Annotated in this window: 15 protein-coding genes and 2 pseudogenes; 16 read left to right on the forward strand and 1 reads right to left on the reverse strand. The window is 64.8% G+C overall.

Going from position 1 to position 19,079, the window contains the following annotated elements:
• The first annotated feature begins 52 nt into the window (after positions 1 to 52).
• The 12 genes and pseudogenes from F3H98_RS14950 to F3H98_RS15010 all read left to right on the forward strand — a co-directional run bounded on the left by F3H98_RS14950 (position 53) and on the right by F3H98_RS15010 (position 10,773).
• The gene (locus F3H98_RS14950; RefSeq protein ID WP_149760941.1) at positions 53 to 466 is read left to right on the forward strand and encodes a DUF3168 domain-containing protein; all 414 of its coding nucleotides are present in this window, start codon (positions 53 to 55) and stop codon (positions 464 to 466) included.
• Positions 467 to 647: 181 nt separating this feature from the next.
• Positions 648 to 1,058 (forward strand): annotated as a pseudogene (locus tag F3H98_RS14955) (phage major tail protein, TP901-1 family); the annotation flags it as partial.
• A gap of 302 nt (positions 1,059 to 1,360) precedes the next feature.
• Positions 1,361 to 2,913 (forward strand): annotated as a pseudogene (locus F3H98_RS14965) (phage tail protein).
• Positions 2,914 to 3,082: 169 nt separating this feature from the next.
• Entirely contained in the window at positions 3,083 to 3,289 is a 207-nt protein-coding gene (locus tag F3H98_RS14970; protein WP_149760943.1) for a hypothetical protein, read from the forward strand.
• 121 nt (positions 3,290 to 3,410) lie between these two features.
• Positions 3,411 to 3,710 carry a hypothetical protein gene (locus F3H98_RS14975; protein WP_149760944.1) on the forward strand — a complete coding sequence of 100 codons (300 nt, stop codon included), beginning with the start codon at positions 3,411 to 3,413 and terminating at the stop codon, positions 3,708 to 3,710.
• A 75-nt stretch (positions 3,711 to 3,785) separates the two neighbouring features.
• Positions 3,786 to 4,451 carry a response regulator transcription factor gene (locus F3H98_RS14980; RefSeq protein WP_149760945.1) on the forward strand — a complete coding sequence of 222 codons (666 nt, stop codon included), beginning with the start codon at positions 3,786 to 3,788 and terminating at the stop codon, positions 4,449 to 4,451.
• 49 nt (positions 4,452 to 4,500) lie between these two features.
• The gene (locus tag F3H98_RS14985; RefSeq protein WP_149760946.1) at positions 4,501 to 5,877 is read left to right on the forward strand and encodes an ATP-binding protein; all 1,377 of its coding nucleotides are present in this window, start codon (positions 4,501 to 4,503) and stop codon (positions 5,875 to 5,877) included.
• Positions 5,878 to 6,038: 161 nt separating this feature from the next.
• Positions 6,039 to 6,479, forward strand: coding sequence for a hypothetical protein (locus F3H98_RS14990; RefSeq protein WP_149760947.1), 441 nt, complete (start codon positions 6,039 to 6,041; stop codon positions 6,477 to 6,479).
• A 252-nt stretch (positions 6,480 to 6,731) separates the two neighbouring features.
• On the forward strand, positions 6,732 to 7,868 hold the full coding sequence (gene ccmI, locus F3H98_RS14995) for a c-type cytochrome biogenesis protein CcmI (RefSeq protein ID WP_149760948.1): 1,137 nt from the start codon (positions 6,732 to 6,734) through the stop codon (positions 7,866 to 7,868).
• Positions 7,869 to 7,871: 3 nt separating this feature from the next.
• Positions 7,872 to 8,312, forward strand: a complete 441-nt coding sequence (ccmE, locus tag F3H98_RS15000; protein WP_149760949.1) for a cytochrome c maturation protein CcmE — start codon at positions 7,872 to 7,874, stop codon at positions 8,310 to 8,312.
• Complete coding sequence (locus F3H98_RS15005) at positions 8,312 to 10,303, forward strand: heme lyase CcmF/NrfE family subunit (protein ID WP_149761046.1); 1,992 nt, start codon at positions 8,312 to 8,314, stop codon at positions 10,301 to 10,303. Before ccmE ends, F3H98_RS15005 begins: the two co-directional genes overlap by 1 nt.
• Positions 10,300 to 10,773 (forward strand): cytochrome c-type biogenesis protein, encoded by a 474-nt coding sequence (locus tag F3H98_RS15010; RefSeq protein ID WP_244621732.1) that lies wholly within the window; start codon positions 10,300 to 10,302, stop codon positions 10,771 to 10,773. The genes F3H98_RS15005 and F3H98_RS15010 overlap by 4 nt, the downstream gene beginning before the upstream one ends.
• A gap of 26 nt (positions 10,774 to 10,799) precedes the next feature.
• Here the strand turns inward: F3H98_RS15010 and F3H98_RS15015 are convergent, their stop codons facing one another.
• Positions 10,800 to 11,975: an adenylate/guanylate cyclase domain-containing protein gene (locus F3H98_RS15015; protein ID WP_149760950.1), complete on the reverse strand. Its 1,176-nt coding sequence runs from the start codon at positions 11,973 to 11,975 to the stop codon at positions 10,800 to 10,802.
• Between the two features lie 136 nt (positions 11,976 to 12,111).
• Between F3H98_RS15015 and F3H98_RS15020 the strand changes: the two genes are divergently transcribed.
• The 4 genes from F3H98_RS15020 to F3H98_RS15035 all read left to right on the forward strand — a co-directional run bounded on the left by F3H98_RS15020 (position 12,112) and on the right by F3H98_RS15035 (position 19,014).
• Positions 12,112 to 13,647: a Do family serine endopeptidase gene (locus F3H98_RS15020; RefSeq protein ID WP_149761048.1), complete on the forward strand. Its 1,536-nt coding sequence runs from the start codon at positions 12,112 to 12,114 to the stop codon at positions 13,645 to 13,647.
• Between the two features lie 275 nt (positions 13,648 to 13,922).
• The gene (locus F3H98_RS15025) at positions 13,923 to 14,597 is read left to right on the forward strand and encodes a response regulator transcription factor (RefSeq protein WP_149761049.1); all 675 of its coding nucleotides are present in this window, start codon (positions 13,923 to 13,925) and stop codon (positions 14,595 to 14,597) included.
• Positions 14,597 to 16,051, forward strand: a complete 1,455-nt coding sequence (locus F3H98_RS15030; RefSeq protein ID WP_149760951.1) for a sensor histidine kinase — start codon at positions 14,597 to 14,599, stop codon at positions 16,049 to 16,051. The genes F3H98_RS15025 and F3H98_RS15030 overlap by 1 nt, the downstream gene beginning before the upstream one ends.
• Positions 16,048 to 19,014 (forward strand): bifunctional [glutamine synthetase] adenylyltransferase/[glutamine synthetase]-adenylyl-L-tyrosine phosphorylase, encoded by a 2,967-nt coding sequence (locus tag F3H98_RS15035; RefSeq protein WP_149760952.1) that lies wholly within the window; start codon positions 16,048 to 16,050, stop codon positions 19,012 to 19,014. The genes F3H98_RS15030 and F3H98_RS15035 overlap by 4 nt, the downstream gene beginning before the upstream one ends.
• The last annotated feature ends 65 nt before the right edge of the window (positions 19,015 to 19,079 follow it).

The raw sequence follows: 19,079 nt of genomic DNA on the forward strand, positions 1-19,079 counted from the left end.
AAATCCGCGCAACGGCCTCGAAAGCGGCCTTTGATCTCGGGGGAGGATAGCAATGACCGCGCCGGCCGCTGAACTGCAGAAGGCGATTTTCGCGTCGCTTTCAGGCGACCCGGCGCTGGTGGCGGCGATGGGCGGCGCACGCATCTTCGACCTGGCGCCGGCCAATGTCGCCTTCCCCTACATCACCTTCGGGCGCACCAGCGTCTACGACTGGAGCACCGGAACCGAAAGCGGCACCGAACAGCTCTTCACCTTGCATATCTGGTCGAAGACCAAGGGCAAGAAGGAAACGCTGGACATCATGGAGCTGGCGCGCGCGCGCCTCGCCGATGCGTCGCTGCCGCTTGACGGCCACCATCTGGTGAGCCTGCGCCTGGAATTCGCCGAGGCGCGCCACGACGACGACCTGTCGCTGCATCATGGGCTATTGCGGTTCCGGGCGGTGACGGAGGCCGAGGCCTTTTGATAATTCTACCCTGCCGGCCATCTGACGCAGTTTTCTCCGCTTCCGGTGCTCACGGACTTTAACGTCCGCTCCGCTCCGGTTCTCGAAAACCACGCCATATGACTCGGCAGGGCGAATTCTTAAAAGCCTCTCGCGGCAAGCCCGACAGCCTCAGCAAAATCATCAACAAGGAGACCACCCAATGGTCGCACAGAAGGGCAAGGACCTTCTGCTCAAGATCGATTCCAACGGTCTGGGCAGTTTCGTCACGGTCGCCGGGCTGCGTTCGAAACGCATCGCCTTCAACAGCGAGACGGTCGACATCACCGATGCGGATTCGGCCGGCCGCTGGCGCGAATTACTGGCCGGCAGCGGCGTGCAGCGCGCCGCCATCAGCGGTTCCGGCATCTTCAAGGACGCGCAGTCGGACGCGGCGATCCGCCAGCGCTTCTTCGCCGGCGAGATCGCCGGCTGGCAATTGGCGGTGCCGAGCTTCGGCTCCGTGGAGGAGCCTTTCCAGATCACCGCGCTGGAATACACGGGCGCCCACGATGGCGAGGTGACGTTCGATTTTTCGAACGGCGGCCGCTCTGACCTCGCCGTCGGACGTTTGCTTCAGGCGCACCAGGAGTACTGGGACCCGGCGAGCCCGCACTTGCCGCCGCTGCCAATCCCGTTTCGCCGGTCTATGGCGGCCGCATGGTGGATACCACCCGCATTTACGCCTGGACGTGGGACGCGCGGCCATTCCCGGCATTTCCGGTGAATGGCTCCTTGTGGCGGGACGGCACCAACTGGCGCCTGGGGCACTGGCTGAACGGCCGCCTGAACGGCGTGGCCTGCGGCGACCTGATCAATGCGGTGCTGGCCGAGCACGGATTGCCGCCGGCCGATGTCGCCAATGCCGACGGCACGATGCATGGCTATGTCATCTCGGATCCACCGTCGGCGCGCGCCGCGTTCGAACCGGTGATCGACCTGTTCGGGCTCGCCGTCTGCGAAGCCGGCGGGAAACTGGTCTTCCGAAGCGAGGGCGCACGGCAGGCGGCGGCTGTCGCGGTTACCGAACTGGTGGTCGACGGCAACAATCCGGCCGTCGAGGTCGTGCGCATTCCCGACCATCAATTGCCGACCGAGGCGGTGCTGGGGTTCCGCGATGCATTAGCCGATTACCAGGCGGGATCGGCGAGGCATGTGAAGCAGGCGGCCTGGGCCACCGCCAGGAGACGATCGGCTTTCCTGGCGTGCTCGAGACCGCCGAGGCCTCGGCGCTGCTGGATGAATGGATGCGGCGGGCATGGTCGCGGCGCGAAAGCGTTTCGTTCGCGGTTCCCGCGCCCGATGCCGGGATCGAGCCCGGTGCCATCATCCAGATCCCGGCGGCAGGCAATGCGGATTTTCTCGTCACCGAAGTCGAAGACGGGCTGATCCGTAAGGTCTCGGCGCGGCAGGTGACGCGTTCGGCGCTGCGGCCGTCCAGCGGCGCGCTGCCGGTGGCGCCCAACCAGCGCTTGACGGTTGCGGGCAGGCCGCTGGCGATCCTGCTCGACCTGCCGATGGCGCCTGGCGCGCGTGAACCGCATCGGCAGTTGCGGATCGCGGCGTGGAACCGCGCCTGGCGAAGCCAGATCGCCTTCGCGTCGCCCGAACAAACCGGCTTCGTCCAGCGGGCGTCGATCCCCCAGGCTGCGACCGTCGGACAGCTTCTTGAACCGCTGGGGCCGGGTTTTTCGGGACGCGTCGACACTAATACGATCGCCAGGGTGAAGCTTTTCGACGGGGAACTCACTGATGTCAGCCGCTTGCAATTGTTGAACGGGGGCAATGTCGCGGCGGTAAGATCGAATACGGGCGTCTGGGAGCTGATTCAGTATGAAAACGCAGCGGAGTTTGCGCCGGATGCGTGGCAGATTTCCGGCCTGCTGCGGGGGCAGCTTGGAACGACCGACGCCATGGCCGCCGGTGCGGCCGCCGGCGCGCATTTCGTGCTGATCGACGAGGCTGTGCTTTCCGCCGGCCTGTTGCCGGCCGAATGCAGGTTGCCGATGAACTGGCGGGTGGGGCCGGCCGGGTACGACTTCTCCGACGCTAATTTCGTGCAGCAGTCGGTGACGGGCGGGCTGCGCTCGAGCCTGCCGCTGGCGCCGGTTCACCTGAGGGGCAGGAAGACCGCGGCAGGCGATTTTGCGATCGATTGGAAGCGGTGCGGCCGCATCGACGCCGACAGCTGGCAGGGGTTGGACATTCCGCTCGGCGAAGAAAGCGAAACCTACCGCATCGAAATATCCGCGCCCGGCGGCCCGACGGTGCGAACGGCGATATCGCCGACGCAGGGCTGGACCTGTGGGGCGGCGCAGATGGCCGCCGATTTTTCGCCGATCCCGTCCGCAATCGACGTGACCGTCTCGCAACTGAGCGCCACGGCCGGCTGGGGACTTGCGTGCACCCGCCGGCTGTCATTGGGTTGAGAAAATCCGTGATGGCGGGCTGCAAATGGCAATTTCTGCGCTTCCGGTGCTCACGTACCCAAAATGTACGCTCCGCTCCGGTTCGAAACCACCGCCATTTGACCACCGCAGCGAGTTATCAAACAGGCTCTCTGACCGACAAAGTTTCACGAGCTGAAAAGGGTGAAGCATGAACGAGATAAAAGCCTGGTATCTTTCGCGCACCATCTGGGCGTCGCTGATCACCGTCGCCACGGCTCTGGCGGGGATGCTCGGACTGCCGGTCGAGGGGCTGGACAATTCCGCTTTGGCCGATACGCTGCTCCAGGCAGTGGCGGCGATCGCGGGACTGGTTGCGATCTTCGGCAGGCTCTCGGCCAAGGACCGCATCGGCTGACATACGGTGCTGCGTTGTTCGGGCGATATTGTTGAAACGGAGAACAATGCCGTTGATTACATTAGTTATTGCTGAACCAGCGTTCATTTAACGTTCAGAAGCGATCGGCTAGAAGAGCGCCATGGAAGGATTTCGCTCAGTGCTTCGATCTGCAATTGCTGCCTTTTCCGGATTGGCCCTGCTTGCCTCGCAAGCGGCTGCGATGCCTGTCGCGCCTCTGACGGCCGACAGTCTGCTGATACCGGTGCAAAGCGACTGCTACGCCATAGGCGAGCAGATCGCCGCGCAAAACGGCGGCACGCTGGCCAAGGCGTCGCCTTCGACGAGCGGCGGGCAGCCGGTCTGCGTCATCGTCGTGCTGGTTCCCGGCAAGGATGGCGAGCGTCCGCGCCGCGTGCAGATGGTGGTGCCGCAGGGGTGATGGCCTCGCCGTTTCCAACGGATGGGCCTTTCGCCTATCCTCGATTGACTTCTCCAAGAGCGTGTATGTGATACCATGCGGATACTTGTGGTTGAGGATGACAAGGACCTGAACCGTCAGATTGCGGATTCGCTGACTGACGCCGGTTACGTGGTCGACCGCGCCTATGATGGCGAGGAGGGGCATTATCTCGGCGACACCGAACCTTACGATGCTGTCGTGCTGGATATCGGCCTGCCGCAGATGGACGGCATCAGCGTGGTTGAGCGGTGGCGGCGCGCCGGGCGCAAGATGCCGGTGCTGATCCTCACCGCGCGCGACCGCTGGAGCGACAAGGTGGCCGGCATCGATGCCGGCGCCGACGACTATGTGACCAAACCCTTCCATATCGAAGAGGTGCTGGCGCGGGTGCGGGCGCTGATCCGCCGGGCCGCGGGACATGCCTCGTCCGAACTTTCGTGCGGGCCGCTGCGCCTCGACACCAAGGCGTCGAAGGCCGACGTGGACGGCGTGCCGCTGAAACTCACCTCGCACGAGTTCCGCTTGCTTGCCTATCTGATGCACCACATGGGCGAGGTGGTGTCGCGCACCGAACTGGTCGAGCATCTCTACGACCAGGATTTCGACCGCGATTCCAACACCATAGAAGTGTTTGTTGGCCGCCTGCGCAAGAAGATGGGCATCGACATGATCGAAACCGTGCGCGGCATGGGCTACCGGATGCGCGAGCCGGCGGCGTGACGGCGAGGCCGGCGAGACCCTGCTTCACTCACCATCGCCAGGTCGCGGCGTGACACTCGTCCCGCGCTCGCTGGCTTTTCGCATCATCGCGCTGTCGACGGTCTGGGCGATCGTGACGCTGCTGATCATCTCGACGATCATCAGCACGCTCTACCGGCAGGCAAGCGAGCGCGGCTTCAACAGTCTGCTTTCGGCACATCTGTTCAACCTGATCAGTTCGGTCGGCGTCTCCGAGGGTGGCGCGCTGACCGGCAGCGTCGATCTCGGCGACCTGCGTTTCTCCGAGCCGGATTCCGGGTGGTACTGGGCGGTGGAGCCGGTTTCCAGCGGGCTGACCGGCCAGTTGCGCTCGCTCTCGATGAGCGAGGCGATCCCGTCGCCGCCGGCGACGACCGTGCCGTTCAATTCCGAATTCCAGCGCAGCTACGAGACCGACGGCATCGCCGGCGAGGACCTGCAGGTGTTCGAAAGCGAGTTCGTGCTCGATGCCGAGAACCGCGTTGCGCGTTTCCGGGTCATGGGCAACAGGACAGAACTGGAAAACGAGATCGGCGCATTTCAGGGCCGGCTGTTCACCTATCTCTCGATCTTCGGCGCCGGCATGGTCGCCATCAACGCGATTGCCATCATGCTGGGCCTGCGCCCGCTTGCGAGAGTACGCGAGGCGCTGTCGAAGGTTCGCGAGGGCACGGCGCAACGGCTCGACGGCAAGTTTCCGGCCGAAATCGAACCGCTGGCCAACGAGACCAACGCGCTGATCGAGAACAACAAGCGCATCGTCGAGCGGTCGCGCACCCAGGTCGGAAATCTCGCCCATTCGCTGAAGACGCCGCTAGCCGTCCTGCTCAACGAAGCGCGCATCATCGGCGGCGAAAAGGGCAGGCTGATCGAGGTGCAGGCCTCTGCGATGCAGCAGCAACTCGAACATTACCTGCAACGCGCCCGCATTGCCGCACAGCGCGACAGCGTCGTCTACCGGACGCCGCTGTCACCCTTGCTGAAGCGGCTGGTGCGGGTGATGGGGAAGCTGAACCCGAAGACGCTGGTGACGCTGGAATTGCCGGCGGACGAGCTGCTCTTTGCCGGCGAAAGCCAGGACTTCGAGGAAGTCGTCGGCAATTTGCTGGAAAACGCGATGAAATGGGCGGGCAGTGCGGTTGTCGTTTCGCTGAAAGCCGTCGACGGTCCGGAGCCGGGTGTCGGAGCGTTCGAGCTGGCGATCGAGGACGACGGCCCCGGCATTCCCGAAGACAAGGCGCGCGACGTCCTGAAGCGGGGCAGGCGGCTGGACGAAACGAAGCCGGGAACCGGGCTCGGACTGGCAATCGTGGCGGATCTCGTCAACGAATACGGCGGAAAACTGGGGCTGGAACGCTCCAGACTGGGGGGATTGAAGGCGACCGTGCAACTGCGGACGGCGCTTTGACGTTTCATCGAAATCCTACTTTCGCCATGGTCAAAATTCGGCCAAACATGGTTCATAAAGCGCGTCGCATTCGCATTTAGCGCTTTATGTCTTGATTTTACGCATGTTCTAAACGGACGCACGATCGACCCGGCCGAAGAGCCAAGACTTCCGGTGACAAGATGAAGATTTATTTGGCTTTTCTGGCTGGCATGCTGACCGTGACGGGGTGCGCCTCGCAAGGCAGCAAGTCGGTGATCGGGGCGGCGACGGAAGGCGTCACCGGCAACGCCGGCTCCGAAAAGGTCGCGACGGCGATCATCACCGAAATGCGCGGCGGGCTTGTCGGCGGTTCGGTCGGCGCCGAACTCAGCCGGAGCGAGCGCCGATCCGCCCTCGAAGCCGAATATCGCGCGCTCGAATATACCCCGAACGCCCAGACGGTGGTCTGGGGCGACAAGGCCGGCGGCCGCTATGGCGAGGTCGTCGCGGCTTCGCCCTACCGGGTGGGCTCGCAGGATTGCCGCCAATACGCCCATACGGTCTACACCGGCGGGCAGCCGAAGCGGGCGCGCGGCACCGCCTGCCGCAATGCCGACGGCAGCTGGACGCCGCTGACCTAGTGTGTGTGAGATTCAGGTGATGCCGGCCTGTAGATGACGGTTTTCTGCGCTTCCGGTGCTCATGTACTCAAATGTACGCTGCGCTCCGGTTCTCGAAATCCACCTGTTTGGTCGCTGACGCGCCCGTCTTCGACTCCGGCTCGGCCTGACCTGAATCTCAACACACCCTCTCTTGCGCATGTCATTGAAGAGCCGATCTTCTCGTCAATTGGCCGCATTGGCATGGGTAAAGTGTGTGGCTATTGAGGTCATATGCTTTTCTGGGTCGTTGCCGCGCTTCTGACACTGGCTGCCTGCATGGCGGTGCTGCTGCCGTTGGTGCGTGGCCGGGAAGCCGGGGATTCCACCGGGAGCCATGACCTCGAAGTCTATCGCGACCAACTCGCCGAGGTCGACCGGGATGCTGCCCGCGGCCTGATTGCCGCTGCCGAGGCAGAACAGGCCCGCGCCGAGATCGGACGCCGCATCCTGCGGCTCGGCAACCAGCCGACATCGGCAACCACTTCGAACGGGACAGCTCAGCGCGCCGCCGGCATGGCAGCCGTGCTGGCCATACCGCTCATCGCGTGGGGGCTTTATGCCTTCCTGGGCTCGCCCGCCCTGCCGTCGCAGCCGCTGCAGGACCGGTTGGCGAAAAATCCGGCCGACAGCTCGGTCGACGAACTGGTGGCGCGCGCCGAAGCGCATCTTGCCGCCAATCCCAAAGATGGCCGCGGCTGGGATGTGCTGGCGCCGATCTATCTGCGCATCGGCCGCGCCGGCGACGCGGTGATCGCCTACCGCAACACGATCTCAATCAACGGCACCACCGCCGATCGGGAAAGCGGGCTCGGCGAGGCCATCGCCATGGCCGCCGGCGGCATGATTTCGGCGGATGCGGAAGCGGCCTTCCGCCGCGCGCTGGCGGCCGAGCCCGGAAATGCCAAGGCGCAGTTCTACCTGGCGAGCGCGCTCGCGCAGGAGGGCAAGCTCACGGAGGCCGCTGCTGCCTGGCAGGCAATGCTTGGCACGCTGCCGGCGGATTCGCCCTGGCGATCCCCGATCGGGCGTGCCATCGCCGAGGCCGAGCGCCGCGCCTCGCTTGCAGCCGGCAACGCCCCCGCGGACGGCCCAAGCCAGGATCAGATCGACGCGGCGGCCGAAATGTCGCCGCAGGATCGCGCCGCCATGATCGAGACGATGGTGGCGCAGCTCGACGAAAGATTGCGGGCAAATCCGCGCGATGCGGAAGGATGGCGCCGCCTTGTGCGTTCACACCAGGTGCTCGGCAATGCCGACGCCGCCCGCGATGCATTGCAGCGCGGCGTCGCAGCCCTTGGCGCCGACAGCGAGGAAGCCAAGGGGCTTCAGGCATTCGCCGCCTCGCTCGGGCTTGCGAAAACGGAGTAGCCGGTGACGCGCAAACAAAAACGGCTGGCGGTTATCGGCGGTGCGCTGGGCTTCCTCGGCCTGGCGACGGCGCTGACCTTCTATGCGCTCGGCCAGAAGGCATCGTATTTCTATATGCCGGCCGACCTACAGCAGGCGACGGTGGCGCCTGGCCAACGGATAAGGCTGGGCGGCCTGGTGGAAGAAGGCACGATCGTGCGCGGGCAGGGGACCGAAGTCGCCTTTTCGGTGACGGATACAGAAAAATCGGTGAAGGTGGTGTTCAACGGCATCCTGCCCGACCTCTTCCGGGAAAAGCAGGGTGTGATCACCGAAGGCAGCTTCAGGCAGGACGGGACGTTTGTCGCCGACAGCGTGCTGGCCAAGCACGACGAGACCTACATGCCCAAGGAAGTGGCCGACAGCCTGAAGGCGAAGGGCGTCTGGCAGGAGACCACGCAATGATCGTCGAGACCGGCCATTTCGCCCTCGTGCTCGCCTTCGCGCTGGCGCTGGTTCAATCGACGGTGCCGCTGATCGGCGCACGCACCGGAAACGAGCGAATGATGGCGGTCGGCGGTCCCGCCGCGATCACCGGTTTCGCACTGATCGCGCTGTCGTTCGCCGCGCTCACCATGGCCTATGCGCAGTCGGACTTCTCGGTGCTGAACGTCTGGGAGAATTCCCATTCGCTGAAGCCGATGCTGTTCAAAATCACCGGCACCTGGGGCAACCATGAAGGGTCGATGCTGCTCTGGGTGCTGATCCTCACCTTCTTCGGCGCGCTGGTGGCAAGCTTCGGCGCCAATCTGCCGGCTTCGCTGCGCGCCAACGTGCTGGCCGTGCAGGGCTGGATCGGCGCTGCCTTCATGCTGTTCCTGCTTGCCACCTCGAATCCGTTTGCGCGGCTGACGCCGGCGCCGTTCGAAGGGCAGGACCTCAACCCGATCCTGCAGGACATCGGCCTCGCCATCCACCCGCCGATGCTCTACCTCGGCTATGTCGGCTTCTCCATCTGCTTCTCGTTTGCGGTCGCGGCCCTGATCGATGGCCGCATCGATGCGGCATGGGCGCGCTGGGTGCGGCCGTGGACGCTGGCTGCCTGGGTCTTCCTCACCGGCGGCATCGCGATGGGTTCCTACTGGGCTTATTACGAACTCGGCTGGGGCGGCTTCTGGTTCTGGGACCCGGTTGAGAACGCCTCGTTCATGCCGTGGCTGGCGGGCACCGCGCTGCTCCACTCGGCGCTGGTGATGGAAAAGCGCTCGGCGCTGAAGATCTGGACGGTCCTGCTTGCCATCCTCACCTTCTCGCTGTCGCTGCTCGGCACCTTCCTCGTCCGTTCCGGCGTGCTGACGTCGGTGCACGCCTTTGCCACCGATCCGAGCCGCGGCATCTTCATCCTCGCCATCCTCACCGTCTTCATCGGTGGTTCGCTGGCGCTGTTTGCGCTGCGCGCGTCGTCGCTCACAGCCGGCGGCATCTTCCAGCCGATCTCGCGCGAAGGCGCGCTTGTCCTCAACAATCTGTTCCTGACCACAGCCGCGGCGACGGTCCTGATCGGCACGCTCTATCCGCTGTTCATCGAGGCGGTCAGCGGCGACAAGATCTCGGTCGGTGCGCCGTTCTTCAACCTCACCTTCGGACTGCTGATGATCCCGCTTCTGGCGCTTGTGCCGTTCGGACCGATGCTCGCCTGGAAACGCGGCGACCTGCTGGGTGCGGCGCAGCGGCTGATGTTTGCTTTCGGCGGCGCTTTGCTGGCGGTCCTGGTGGTGCTTTTCTTCGTCGATGGGGCTTCGGTCTTTGCGGCTCTCGGCGCCGGGCTGGCGTTCTGGCTGATCCTTGGTGCGCTGACCGACCTCGTGCTGAAGGCCGGCATTCCGCAAGTGAAGCCGTCGGTGGCGTTTTCCCGCCTGATCGGCCTGCCGCGCTCGGTGTTCGGCACCGCACTCGCGCATCTCGGGCTCGGCCTCACCGTTCTCGGCATTGTCGGCGTGGTTTCGCTCGAAGCCGAAAGGATCGTCACCATGCGGCCCGGCGAGACGCTCGATATCGCCGGTTACTCCCTGCGTTTCGAGGGCACGCAGCCGTTCAAGGGACCGAACTACACCGAAGACCAGGGCCGCTTCGTCCTGTCGGGAAGCGGGGGGCAGGTGCTTGGCGAGATCATGTCGGCCAAGCGTTTCTATCCCGTGCGCCAGATGCCTACCACCGAGGCAGGCATCAAGACGCTGGGCCTGAGCCAGCTCTATATATCGCTGGGCGACGCCACCGCAGACGGCGGGATAGTCGTGCGCGTCTGGTGGAAGCCGATGGTCACGCTGATCTGGCTCGGCGGCCTGATGATGATGATTGCCGGAACGATCTCCCTGATGGACCGGCGGCTTCGCGTCGGCGCACCGGCAAAGCGGGCGAAGCCATCTGTCGACAAGCCTGCCGCGAGCGTGTCGTGACCGGCAAGTGCCTCTCATTGCGTATCGCCGCGGCGCTTTTCGCGATTGCCGCAGCCGGCATCGCCCATGCGGTGCAGCCCGACGAGGTGCTTGCCGACCCGGCGCTCGAAGCGCGTGCGCGGGCGCTGTCGGCCGAACTGCGCTGCATGGTCTGCCAGAACCAGTCGATCGACGATTCCGACGCCGAACTTGCCCGCGACCTGCGCGTGCTGGTGCGCGAACGGCTGGCGGCGGGCGATTCGGACGCTGAGGTGATGGATTTCGTGGTGTCACGCTACGGCGAGTTCGTGCTTTTGAAACCACGCTTCAACATCCGCAACGCCTTGTTGTGGGGCACGCCGATCATCCTCCTGATCGGCGGGGGTATCTTCGCGGTGGTTTCGGCCCGCTCGCGCAAGCGCACAGAGGCGGTGCTGTCCGACGAGGAGAAGGCGGAACTCAGCCGCGTGCTGGAAGAGGCCGAGAAGTAGAACCGGAAAGGTGGAAGCGTCGCCGGTCAGGGCAAGCTGGCTTCGGTTACTTTCAGTTCGAACACCGCTTGCGGCTCGGCAAATCCCTTCAGCATGTGCTGCCCAAGATCCGCGACCATCTCCGGCGGTAAGGCCGCGGCGACCTCCTGTGAGCACACTGCCTTCCTGTCGAGCTGCTTGGCGGCGGTTTCGAGCCGGCTGAGATAGTTGACAGTCGGGCCGACGACAGTGAAGTCGAGCCGGTCGAGGCTGCCAATATTGCCGTAGACGACCGGACCGTAGTGGATAGCGGCGACGAACGGCTTGTCCGAGGCGGTGGGCTGCCCGAAGGCCCGGACGATGCTGCGGGCGGCGCGCTGGCAGGCTTCCGCGCGGCCGTCGCCATCGGCTGGAAAGACGGAAAGCACGCCGTCGCCGATGAATTTGAGCACGTCTCCGCCCTCCGAGCGCACGGCATCGACCACCACTTCGAAATACGTCCCAAGGCTCTCCAGCAGGTCCGCCGGCGCCAGCCGTTCCGAAAGGCCGGTAAAGCCGCGCAGGTCGGTGATGACGACGGCAGCGTCGATCTCCGTCGTCTGGCCGCGCCGGAATGCTCCCTTGCCGATGCGCTCGGCCGGGCCGCTGCCGAGATAGACTTCGAGCAGGCTCGCCATCGAGTGGCGCATGGCGGCCGGCTCCAGCGCGGCACCGATGGCCGGGGCGAGCATCTCGATCAGATCCATCTCCCGATCGGAAAAGCCGCCGGGTCGGTCGGTGGTGAAGGCGCCGACCTGCACCGAGCCGTCGCCATATTCGATGGGCAGGGCGAGGTAGCCGGTACTGCCGCCGGCAGCGACCTCGAACAGGACAGGATGGTCGCGGCCAGCGACGAGGTTCTCCAGTGAGTGGCGCACGCTCGTCCTGGTGACGATGACGTGTTCGAACGGGCTGCCTTTGTAGGAATCAGTGGCCAGCATGCCGCGCGGCACCGAGTAGAGCTCCGTGCCGGCATGGGACGTCCATACTACACCCCAGGCGGCGGTAAGCGGGTTGGCGACCGACTGACCGATGCGCACGCGCCGGAGCGGTATGCCTGCATCGACCAGGCGCTCCGCCAGGCCGCCCACGATTTCTTCTGGGCTGCCATGCCGCCGGGCGGGACCGATCAGCCAGCTTGTTATCGCGGCCTGCACAGAAACATGGCTTTCAATCTTCGCCACCGCACCCTCAACATTACGAAAGTTTCATCAACCGGAAATGGCGCCGTAATGTGACGGCTTCTATCTCTTGTCCTATCGGATGCAAACCTCCCCAAGCATCCCTGGAATTCTTCCAACGAAGAGGACAATGAGCGAAATGCCTACTTCCCCCAAATCAATGTCGAAGTCCCGTAGTCGCCTGTTGGCTGCCGCCGCATCGATGGCGATAGCTGGCGCTATCGGCCTTGGCGCCATCACCACCGGCACCGTACCGGTATTTGCCGAGGCTGTCCGTGTCGACGGCCCGCAGGCCCCGGGTTTTGCCGACGTCGTGCAGCGCGTCTCCCCCGCGGTGGTCAGCGTTCGCGTCAAGGCGAAGGTCCAGCCCGCCGCGGACGACGGCTCGGATATGTTTTCCGGTCCGCGCGGTTTCGAAGACCTGCCGAACGACCACCCCTTGAAGCGCTTTTTCCGCGAGTTCCGCGGTGATGGCGAGCAGGGTGGCGACCGCGATGGCCGATTCAGCCGTCGTGACCGCGCCCCGCGTCCCGTCTCCCAAGGCTCCGGCTTCTTCATCTCTGAAGACGGTTATCTCGTCACCAACAACCACGTGGTCGAAGGTGGCTCCGAGTTCACCGTCGTGATGGACGATGGCGCCGAACTCGATGCCAAACTGATCGGCACCGATCCGCGCACGGATCTTGCCGTTCTCAAGGTCGATGACAGCCGCAAGTTCACTTATGTCTCCTTTGCCGACGATGCGAAGGTTCGCGTCGGCGACTGGGTCGTTGCCGTGGGCAATCCGTTCGGCCTCGGCGGCACGGTGACGGCGGGCATCGTCTCGGCGCGCGGCCGCGACATCGGCGCCGGCCCCTACGACGACTTCATCCAGATCGACGCTGCGGTGAACCGTGGCAACTCCGGTGGTCCGGCCTTCAACCTCAACGGCGAGGTCGTCGGCATCAACACCGCGATCTTTTCGCCGTCGGGCGGCAATGTCGGCATCGCCTTTGCAATCCCGGCCTCGACCGCCAAGCAGGTGGTCGCAGATCTCATGAAGAATGGCAGCGTACAGCGCGGCTTCCTTGGCGTGCAGATCCAGCCCGTCAACACCGAGATCGCCGAATCGCTCGGCCTGACCGGAACCAAGGGCGCGCTCGTCTCGCAAGCCGAAGCCGGTACCCCGGCCACGAAGGCCGGTATCGTTGCCGGCGACATCATCACTGCCGTTGACGGCAAGGAGGTCGCTTCGCCCAGGGAACTTTCCCGCCTGATCGGCAATATGGCGCCGGGCAAGCCCGTCGACGTCACTGTCTGGCGCAAGGGCAAAACCGAGACGGTCAAGGTCGATCTCGGCACACTGCCCAACGCCGATAAGCAGGCAAACCTCGACCAGGGCAACGGCGAGGCGCCAGGAGCCGAATCGCTGGAAAGCCTCGGCCTGACCGTCTCGCCGGCCGATGATGGCAAGGGCCTCGTCGTCACCGATGTCGATCCGGAAAGCGATGCCGCAGATCGCGGCATCCAGGCGGGCGATGTCATCGTGGCAGTGAACGCCAAGGAAGTCAGCGGCTCCGCCGATGTTTCCGCAGCGATGGCCGACGCCGTCAAGGCCGGCCGCAAGGCTGTCCTCGTCCAGGTGACCCGCGACAACACCAGCCGCTTCGTGGCGCTGCCTGTCTCGAAGGGTTGAGTGCTTCTTTTCGGGGCGGCGGATCAAACACCCCCTGGTCCGCCGGTCCGGACAAGAAGGAGCCGGTGCGTAGAGTTGTCCGGTTCCGACGGCAGCAGGTCCCATCGCCTGCTGCCGTCTTTCTTCGATGGCTGCATCCGCCGGCGCAGCGGGGCAGGAAACCGCGGTTTTCTTAATCTGCGCAGCCGGAACAGGATTTCGGCTTTCGAAGTTACACGCCAGGAGGCAAAGTCATGGGCTCCGCACCGTTCAAGGATTTCGCGTATAAGGACCCCATGAAGATTCTGGTCATCGAAGACGACCGCGAGGCGGCCGACTATCTGCAGAAGGCATTGTCCGAGGCGGGGCATACCGCGCATCTGGCCTCCGACGGCGAGATGGGCTTCGCGATTGCCGACACCAACGAATATGACGTGCTGGTTGTCGACCGCATGTTGCCGCGCCGCGACGGGCTGTCGGTGATCGCCGAGCTTCGTGCCCATGGCAACACGACGCCGGTCCTGATCCTTTCGGCGCTCGGCGAGGTGGACGACCGGGTCACCGGCCTGCGCGCAGGCGGCGACGATTACCTCACCAAGCCCTATGCCTTTTCAGAGCTTCTCGCCCGCGTCGAGGTGCTGAACAGGCGCGCCGGCGCCAAGGAGGTCGAGACTGTCTACCGCAGCGGCGATCTGGAACTCGACCGGCTGTCGCATACCGTGCGGCGGTCCGGCAAGGAGATCACCCTGCAGCCGCGCGAATTCCGCCTGCTTGAATATCTGATGCGGCATGCCGGCCAGGTGGTCACCCGCACGATGCTGCTCGAAAACGTCTGGGACTATCATTTCGATCCGCAGACCAATGTCATCGACGTTCACGTCTCGCGGCTGCGCGGTAAGATCGAAAAAGGTTTCGAAAGCCCGGTCCTGCACACGGTTCGCGGGGCCGGCTACATGCTGAAGGCCGGCTGATGCTGGCCAAGCTTTCGGCGATGATGCGGACAACGGCGGCGCGGCTTTCCGCGCTCTACCTGCTTCTGTTCGCGGTCTGCGCGGTGGTGCTGGTTTTCTACATGACGTCGCTCTCGGCCCGCATGCTTGCCGGCCAGACGATGGAGACGATCAACGAGGAAGTGCAAGGTCTGGCCCAGGCCTACCAGCGCGGCGGCCTGCCTTTTCTCGTGCGCACCATTGAGAGGCGGGCACGCCAGCCCGGCGCCAATCTCTATCTGATCGCAGACCCCAACGGCCGCATCCTGTCAGGCAACGTCGAGAATCTGGAACCTGGCGTGCTGGAGGGTGACGGCTGGACCGAGCGACCTTTTGCGTACCAGCGCTTCGGCGAGGGGGAGCGCGGCGGCGAGCAGCGCAACACGGCGCTGGAATCCACCGCCCGGCCGGCCGACGGGCGCCACCACGCCATCGCGGTGGTGTTGCGGCTGCCCAACCAGATGATCATGCTGGTCGGCCGCGACCTTGGCGAACCCGAGCGCTTCCGCAGTGTCGTGCAGCGGGCGCTGATGTTCGCGCTCGGCATGATGGGCGTCGGCGCATTCCTGATCTGGTTTCTGGTCGGCAGACGGGCGCTGAAGCGCATCGACAGCGTTTCGGAAGCCAGCGCGCGCATAATGGAAGGCGACCTGACGCGCCGCCTGCCGGTGACCGGCGCCGGTGACGAATTCGACCGCCTGTCTGAAAACCTCAACGCCATGCTGGGCCGGATCGGCACCCTGAACGAGGGCCTGAAGCAGGTTTCCGACAACATCGCGCACGATCTGAAGACGCCGCTGACCAGGCTGCGCAACCGTGCGGAGGCGGCACTCGCCGGCAAGCGCAAGCCGGCCGAATATCGCGAGACGCTGGAGGCGACCATCGCCGAATCCGACCAGCTTATCCGCACCTTCAACGCCATCCTGATGATTTCGCGGCTGGAGGCCGGTTATTCCGCCGAATCGGTGACCAAGGTCGACCTGGCCGACGCGGTGCGCGACGTGGTCGAGCTTTACGAGCCGGCCGCCGAAGATGTCGGTGTCGTGCTGGAGGCGTCGGTCGACGGTTCGTTCGTGGTTGACGGCAACCGCGAGCTGATCGGCCAGGCCCTCTCCAACGTCGTCGACAATGCGATCAAATATTCCGCCGGCGCGTCCGAAAGTCCGCGCGTCGTGGTGTCGCTGGAGAAGACGGCGGCGGAAATCCGCCTGCGTATAGCTGACAATGGGCCGGGCATTGCCGACGAGGCGGACCGGCAACGCGCCACCGAACGGTTCGTGCGTCTGGAAGAAAGCCGTTCGCAGCCGGGCTCGGGCCTCGGCCTCAGCCTTGCCAAGGCAGTCATTCGTTTTCACGGCGGGCAGCTTGATCTTTCCGACAACAATCCGGGATTATCCGTCACAATGGTGTTCCCGGACGCGAAAGGTGGCGAATGACGGTCGTTTCGGCAAAGCAGAAGCAAACAGGCGCGGGCTGGTTTGGCGCCACGCTGCGCGAACTTGCTCCGCTCGATGCCGATGAAGCTCGCCGGGAACTCTCCGACATGGCGGAAGTCGCCACCGAAAACGGCCTGACGCGCCTTGCCGGGTTGCTGGCGGGGAAAAGCGCGGCGGCCGATTTCCTCGGCGCGGTGTTCAATCTCTCGCCCTTCATGCGCGATTGCGCGCGCCGCCAGCCGGAAATGCTCGACCGCCTGTTCGACGTCGCGCTTGAGGACCGCTTGCAGCAGGTGCGCGCCGCGATCGGTCAATGCGCCAGCGCTGCCGACGTTTCCGAAGCGAGCCTGATGAAGGACCTGCGCATCCTCAAGACGGAGGCGCATTTCCTGATCGCGCTTTCCGAGCTCTCCGGCGAGGCGACGACGGAAATGACGGTCGGGCGGCTGGCGGACCTTGCCGATGCCTGCGTCGGCGCCGCCGTCGACTTCCTGCTGGGCGATGCCCACAGCCAGGGCAAGCTCAAGCTGCCGGATCCGAAAAATCCTGCCACGGATTCCGGCTGGATCGTGCTTGGCATGGGCAAGCTCGGCGCGCATGAACTCAACTTTTCGTCCGATATCGACCTGATCGTCTTCGTCGAGCCGGGTGCCCCGGCGATCACCGATCCCTTCGAGAGCGTCGACCTGTTTGCCCGCCTGACGCGCCGGCTGGTCCGTATCCTTCAGGACCGCACCGAGCACGGCTACGTCTTCCGCACCGATTTGCGCCTGCGTCCCGACCCCGGCTCGACGCCGCTCGCCATTCCGGTCGAGGCGGCGCTGAATTATTACGAGGGCCGCGGCCAGAACTGGGAACGCGCCGCCATGATCAAGGCGCGGCCGGTGGCCGGCGACATCGAGGCAGGCCAAGCCTTCCTCAGGGAATTGCTGCCCTATGTCTGGCGCAAGTACATGGACTACGCGGCGATTGCCGACGTTCATTCGATCAAGCGCCAGATCCATGCCCACAAGGGACATGGCGAGATCGCGGTCAAGGGCCACAATGTGAAGCTCGGCCGCGGCGGCATCCGCGAGATCGAGTTTTTCGTGCAGACGCAGCAGCTGATCGCCGGCGGGCGGTTTCGCGAACTGCGTGGCCGCGAGACCGTTCCGATGCTGAAAGCGCTGGAAGCGCATGGCTGGATCACGGCGGAAGCGCGCGATGCGCTGATTGCGCAATACTGGTTCCTGCGCAGCGTCGAGCATGCGATCCAGATGGTCGCCGACGAGCAGACGCACACGCTGCCGGACGACGACGAGGGTATCGAGCGGATCGCCAGGATGCTGGGCTTCGCCGGCGGCGAGGCGTTCGAAGCGGCGTTCCGCAAGTCGCTGCAACTGGTCGAACGACACTATGCCGCGTTGTTCGAGACCGCGCCGCAGCTCTCCGCCGGGGTCGGCAACCTGGTTTTCACCGGCGATGTCGACGACCCCGACACGTTACGGACGCTCGCCAATCTGGGCTTCCAGCGGCCGAGCGACATCTGCCGGGTCATTCGCGGCTGGCATTTCGGCCGCTATCGCGCGACACAGTCGGCGGAAGCGCGCGAGCGCCTGACCGAACTGACGCCGGCGCTGCTCGGCGCCTTCGGCCAGACGAAGCGGGCCGACGAGGCGCTGATGCGCTTCGACGAGTTCCTTGCCGGGTTGCCGGCAGGCATCCAGCTCTTCTCGCTGCTGCAATCCAATCCGGCGCTGTTGAAACTTCTGGCGACCGTCATGGGGGCGGCACCCCGGCTTGCAGCCATCATCACGCGTCGCCCGCATGTATTCGACGGGCTGCTCGACCCTCTGCTGCTGTCGGAACTGCCTGACCGGGCCTACCTGGCGGCACGGCTGAAAGCCTTTCTCGACGGCATGGTTCTTTACGAAGAAATCCTCGACCGGCTGCGCATTTTCGCGGCGGAACAGAAATTCCTGATCGGCGTGCGCCTGCTTACCGGGTCGATCGAGCCGGCACGCGCGGGCAGGGCTTTTTCGGATCTCGCCGACCTGACGATAGGTGCTGCCCTCGACGCGGTTGCCGACGAATTCGCGGCCAGGCACGGCAAGGTGCCGGGCGGCAGGGTGGTGATCCTCGGCATGGGCAAGCTCGGCAGCCGCGAACTGACCGCCGGCTCCGATGTCGATCTGATCCTGCTCTACGATCACGACGAAGATGCCGAAGAATCCGACGGTGAAAAGCCGATGGCGCCGTCGCACTACTATTCGCGGCTGACCCAGCGGCTGATCGCGGCCGTTTCGGCGCCGACAGCGGAGGGCGTGCTCTACGAACTCGATCTGCGGCTGCGCCCCTCCGGCAACAAGGGGCCGGTGGCGACGCATTTTTCGGCCTTCAGCAAATACCAGCGCAACGATGCCTGGACCTGGGAGCACATGGCGCTGACGCGCGCGCGCGCGGTGGCGGGCGACGAAAGGCTCGCAGCGGCGGTGGAAACCGAAGTCGAGGAAATCCTGGCGCTGCCGCGCGACCGGGCGAAGGTGGCCAGGGAAGCGGCGGAGATGCGCGCCATGATCGAGAAGGAAAAGCCGCCGCACGACAAATGGGACCTGAAGCTCATTCCAGGCGGGCTGATCGATCTTGAATTCATCGGGCAGTGTGCGGCGCTGACCGGCCAGATATCCGGTGTGTCGAGGGCCACCGGTACGCATGAGCAGCTCGCGCGCCTCGCACCGGAGATGGCGGACGCCCAGATCAGGCACGAGCTTGTGGAGGCGCATGCGCTTTATTCGGCGCTGACGCAGATGATCAGGCTGTGCCTGACCGGCGCGTTCGAGCCGGAAGATGTTCCGCCGGGCCTTTCGGACCTCCTGGTCGGAACCAGCGATCTGCCGGATTTCCGTGTGCTGGAGGCACATGTCCAAGAGACGGCGCGGAAGGTGCGAAGCGACTTCGACCTTCTGCTTCGTGGGGAACGCTGACGCCGGCGATGGGCAGGCCAGGGCGTTTCCACTGCATCGGGGGTAACGGGTGCAACAGGAGAAGA

The organism is Neomesorhizobium albiziae (genome assembly GCF_900114255.1).
GTDB lineage: Bacteria > Pseudomonadota > Alphaproteobacteria > Rhizobiales > Rhizobiaceae > Neomesorhizobium > Neomesorhizobium albiziae.

Bases quoted from the DNA above. Each gene is read 5' to 3' on its own strand.
- F3H98_RS14970 (WP_149760943.1), top strand. From the start codon at position 3,083: ATGAACGAGATAAAAGCCTGGTATCTTTCGCGCACCATCTGGGCGTCG.
- F3H98_RS15035 (WP_149760952.1), top strand. From the start codon at position 16,048: ATGACGGTCGTTTCGGCAAAGCAGAAGCAAACAGGCGCGGGCTGGTTT.
- F3H98_RS15030 (WP_149760951.1), top strand. From the start codon at position 14,597: ATGCTGGCCAAGCTTTCGGCGATGATGCGGACAACGGCGGCGCGGCTT.
- F3H98_RS15020 (WP_149761048.1), top strand. From the start codon at position 12,112: ATGCCTACTTCCCCCAAATCAATGTCGAAGTCCCGTAGTCGCCTGTTG.
- ccmI (WP_149760948.1), top strand. From the start codon at position 6,732: ATGCTTTTCTGGGTCGTTGCCGCGCTTCTGACACTGGCTGCCTGCATG.
- F3H98_RS14980 (WP_149760945.1), top strand. From the start codon at position 3,786: ATGCGGATACTTGTGGTTGAGGATGACAAGGACCTGAACCGTCAGATT.
- F3H98_RS14950 (WP_149760941.1), top strand. From the start codon at position 53: ATGACCGCGCCGGCCGCTGAACTGCAGAAGGCGATTTTCGCGTCGCTT.
- F3H98_RS14975 (WP_149760944.1), top strand. From the start codon at position 3,411: ATGGAAGGATTTCGCTCAGTGCTTCGATCTGCAATTGCTGCCTTTTCC.
- F3H98_RS15025 (WP_149761049.1), top strand. From the start codon at position 13,923: ATGAAGATTCTGGTCATCGAAGACGACCGCGAGGCGGCCGACTATCTG.
- F3H98_RS14990 (WP_149760947.1), top strand. From the start codon at position 6,039: ATGAAGATTTATTTGGCTTTTCTGGCTGGCATGCTGACCGTGACGGGG.